Genomic DNA, 4,363 nt, shown 5'->3' on the forward strand with positions numbered 1-4,363 from the left:
GGCCTTGCCGAACCGCTGACCAAGGGCTCGGTCGTCGCCTCCGACGCCTTCTTCCCCTTCGCCGACGGATTGCTGTCGGCGATCGCCGCCGGCGCCACTGCCGTTATCCAGCCGGGTGGCTCGATGAACGACAAGGACGTCATCGCCGCTGCCGACGAGCACGGCATCGCCATGGTGTTTACGGGCGTCCGGCATTTCAGGCATTGACGCACTTCTTCCTTCTCTCCTTGCGGGGTGAGAAGCGGTTCGCGCAGCAAACGAAAAGCCAATTGCTTGGCTTTTCGAGCTTCGAACGCCCTGAGCCCGCGAAGGGCCGGGCGGTGGACGATCCGCCCTGCCGGGTCCCCGCTGCTCCGCAGCGTCCCGGCGTTCGCCAGCCTTTCATCGTGCCACTCAATCCGCCGGCCGGTCCGCTGGATAGGGCGTCTTGACCAGGATCGCCATGCCGATCCCGAGGAACAGCACGATCACCGCCATGCCGAGCCGTGCCGAGCCGCTGGCCAGGGTGACGGACGCGACCATGAACGGCGCCAGGAAACTGGTCGCCCGTCCAGCCAGCGCATAAATGCCGAAATAGCGGCCGGATTCTGCGGCCGTGACGCTGCGCGCCATGTAGGATCGCGACGACGCCTGCACCGGCCCGAAAGCCACACCGATCAACAGGCCGAAGAAGATGTAGGCCTTTTCCGCTGCCGTGCCGAACAGGCCACCGCTGTCCGGTCCAGGCATCATCCAGAGGCCGAACAAAGTATAGCCCGGTCCGGTCGAGACGATGCCGATCGTGGCGATGCTGAGCAGGACCAGCGAGATCATGACGATGGTTTTTGAGCCAAGCGCCGTATCGAGACGGGCTGCAACCAGGCAGCCGAAGATGGCGACGACGTTGAGAATGATGCCGAAAATACCGATTTCGGTGATCGACCAGTGGAACATCGCTGCTGCGAAAGTGCCCCCCAGCGCCAGCACCGCATTGACACCGTCCTGATAGATCATGCGGGCGACAAGGAAGCGGAAGATGCCGCTGCGCTTGCGCACCTCGCCCAGCGTCACTTTCAGCTCCGCCAACCCCTCTCGCACCGCAGGGCCGATCGACAGGCCCTTGATGGCATCGGGGGTGAAAAAGAACATCGGCAGGATGAACAGGAAGTACCAGCCGGCTGACAAAGGCCCGGTTGCGCGCGCGTCCTCGCCGAGCTTCGGGTCGAGCCCAAAGAGCGGGTCGGTGCCGATGATCGTCTTGCCGGTCTCCGGCGAACCGGCCAAGCAAGCGACGACGAAGATCAGCGCGATCATGCCGCCGAGATAACCAAGGCCCCAGGCCATGTTGGAGATTCGGCCGATCTCGCTCTTCGGCACCAGGCGCGGCATCATCGAATCGTTGAACACGGTCGAAAACTCGGCCGCGACCGACGCCAGCGAAAAGAACAGCACGACCAGGAAAAGGTTCGAACCGGGGGCCGCGAACCAAAGCATGCAAAGGCAGGTGACCTTGACCGCGGCAAAGAATGTGATCCAGGGCTTGCGCGGGCCGGTCTGGTCGGCAATCGAGCCGAGGATGGGCGACAGCACGGCGATGACAAGACCTGCCGCGGCAATGCCGTAGCCCCAGGCCGCCTGGCCGGTCTCCGGATCGCTCGCCATGCGCGAGACGAAGTAAGGTCCGAAGATGAAGGTCGTCACGACCGTGAAGAACGGCTGCGCCGCCCAGTCGAACAGCATCCATCCCCAGATGCCGCGCCCGGACGCACGCTGCACTGTCTCTACCGTCATCATGATCCCTCGGCACCGGTTCCGTGTCGGGCGCCATGTCTGCATGTTTCATGCGCTCATGCAATGAACGAAGCTCGGTGCCGTACCCTTGACGTTGCCGGGCGTTCACTGTTCGAAAGCCATGCAACTGGCTTTCGTCCGCTACGCGAACCAAGCCCGTGTTTTTCTCGTGGGGGAAGTCGGACCGTAGGTCCGGCGCCGTCCTCCACCCCCTGCTTCGCAACGATTGTCGCCGGCGTGATTTCTTGATTATTAAGTTGACTCTTTTTGTCCGCTTTGACTAATTGCGCTCGCGCAGGGCCGGAACGGTGACCGGCCGAACTGCTCGAAATTGGTCTGACAGGGAATAAGAGATGACGATTGGTCGACAGGCATTGCTGCGCATTCAGGCAAGGCGATTGATTGCGAGCAGTGCCTTGATAGCGGCATCTTTTGGAATGGTGGGGACCGGCCGGGCCCAGGACGTTTCGCCGGACGATGCAACTCAACTGGAAACGATCGTCGTCACCGGCAAGTCGGACCGCGTTGGCGGGCCCGATCAAACGATCGTCGCGAAGGATACGGCGACCGCCACCAAGACCGATACGCCGATCGTCGACGTTCCCGCCTCGGTTTCAGTTGTAACCCAAAAGGAACTGGAGGCGCGCCATGTCGAAAGCCTCCAGCAGGCCGTGGCCTACACATCCAGCGTCCTCACCGACGAGTTCGGCAACGATGACCGATACGACTATATTCGCATCCGCGGTTTCGACCAGACATCGCTCGGTACCTATCGCGACGGCCTGACGGCGCGCATCCCCGCATGGTTCACGGCCAGCCGTCTCGAACCTTACGGACTTCAGCGCGTGGAGGTCCTGAAGGGATCGACATCGACGCTATTTGGTCTCAACGGTCCTGGCGGACTGGTGAACGCCATCACCAAGCGGCCGCTGGACCAGAAGCAGGGGGAGATTTACACGTCCTATGGCGACGGCACCAAGGAGATTGGCGTTGATTTTGGCGGGCCGATCGACCCCGATGGCGTGTGGACCTATCGGCTTACCGGGCTGGCCAAGGATGGCGATCAAGGATGGGATTATTCCAACGACGACCGGCTTTACATCGCACCCGCGTTGACCATCAAGCCCGAGGAAGGAACCTCGCTCACCATCCTGACTGACTATTACAAGCGAGATGGCACAGGCGCACGCGGCACCCCCGCCGGCGCCAATATCGACATCGGCACCTTCCTGGGCGAGCCGGATTTCAACCGCTTCAACACCGAGCAGGTCGATATCGGCTACCAGTTCGAACATGAATTCAACGAGAATCTCACCTTCCGCTCCAATGCCCGCTACACGCATTTGAGCCTCGACTACGCCGAGGTCTACGGCGCGTCGCTTGACCCCACGGCGGACCGCACGGCATTTTCCGTCGGCGGCCTGTCCAACCGCTATGCCTTTGACAATCAGTTGCAATACGATACGGGCTGGGACCGGGTCGCCAGCAAGACGCTTGTCGGCGTCGACTACGCCAACGACAACACCCGCGAAAACATCCTCTTCGGCACCGCCGGCCCCATCGACATCGACAACCCGACCTATTGCGGTCTGTCCTGCATCAACCTCGGCCCCTATGTGAACTGGCGGGTCAAGCAGCAGGCGGTCGGTGTCTATGCCCAGGAGCAATTGACGTTTGACGACCGCTGGATCGTCACCCTGGGCGGGCGCTGGGACCGTGTCCATACGACGGCGGACTATCTCGATCTGGGAACGCAGGACGACGACACCGCATCGGCCTTCACCAAGCGCGCTGGCCTGACCTACAAATTCACGCCGAACCTCGCGGTCTACGCCAACTATTCGGAAAGCTTCCAGCCGCTCGTGTCGCCAAGCGCCAACGGGTATGCGGTCTCGGGCTCGTTGAAGCCTCAGGAGGGCAAACAGTATGAGGCAGGCATCAAGTACAAGCCCGACGGCTTCGACGGCCTGTTCACAGCCGCGGTCTTCGACCTTACCCAAACCAATGTTCCGACCTATGTCACGCCTGTTGTCCAGCAGCAGATCGGCAAGGTTGGCGTCCGCGGCATCGAACTCGAGGGCAAGGCCGCCATCGCGGAAAACCTGAACCTGACGCTTGCCTATTCCTACTGGGATGCCGAGATCCTGGAAGACGGCATTGGCGGGAATGCCGGCAATCGGCCGCAGCGCGTTCCTCGCCACCTGGCGTCAGCCTGGGTTGACTATACGCTTCCCGAGGAAGGACCGCGTGGCGACCTGACCATCGGCGGCGGCCTGCGCTATATCGGACAAACCTACGGGGATGACGCGAACACCATTTCGATTGGCGGCTACGCACTGGTGGATGCGGCGATTAGCTACAAGATGACCAAGGACGTGACGTTGGCCTTGAACGCAACGAACCTGTTCGACCGGAAGTATCTGACAACCAGCTATTACGGGACCGAATTCTACGGCGACCGGCTGAAAATCGTCGGCACCCTCAAACATTCCTGGTGAGCTTGCTGAACGCCAAGCGCCGACAACATTGGAAAAGCCGCCACACGCACCCGACAATGCGTGTGGCAATCATCGACGGTTCACATCCCCGTCAG

At 61.5% G+C, this 4,363-nt stretch carries 2 protein-coding genes and 1 pseudogene; 2 read left to right on the top strand and 1 reads right to left on the bottom strand.

All coding sequences use genetic code 11. The annotated features are described in order from the left end of the window. Positions 1 to 207, top strand: a pseudogene (purH, locus tag EN914_RS25825) (bifunctional phosphoribosylaminoimidazolecarboxamide formyltransferase/IMP cyclohydrolase); the annotation flags it as partial. 186 nt (positions 208 to 393) lie between these two features. Here purH and EN914_RS25830 read toward each other — a convergent pair. After that, positions 394 to 1,770 (bottom strand): MFS transporter, encoded by a 1,377-nt coding sequence (locus EN914_RS25830; protein ID WP_024504205.1) that lies wholly within the window; start codon positions 1,768 to 1,770, stop codon positions 394 to 396. Positions 1,771 to 2,123: 353 nt separating this feature from the next. Here EN914_RS25830 and EN914_RS25835 point away from each other — a divergent pair, with 353 nt between their 5' ends. Continuing rightward, the gene (locus EN914_RS25835) at positions 2,124 to 4,268 is read left to right on the top strand and encodes a TonB-dependent siderophore receptor (RefSeq protein WP_024504204.1); all 2,145 of its coding nucleotides are present in this window, start codon (positions 2,124 to 2,126) and stop codon (positions 4,266 to 4,268) included. Positions 4,269 to 4,363 lie beyond the last annotated feature (95 nt).

It is taken from the genome of Mesorhizobium sp. M7A.F.Ca.CA.001.08.2.1 (genome assembly GCF_003998455.1).
GTDB classification, from domain to species: Bacteria; Pseudomonadota; Alphaproteobacteria; order Rhizobiales; family Rhizobiaceae; genus Mesorhizobium; species Mesorhizobium ciceri.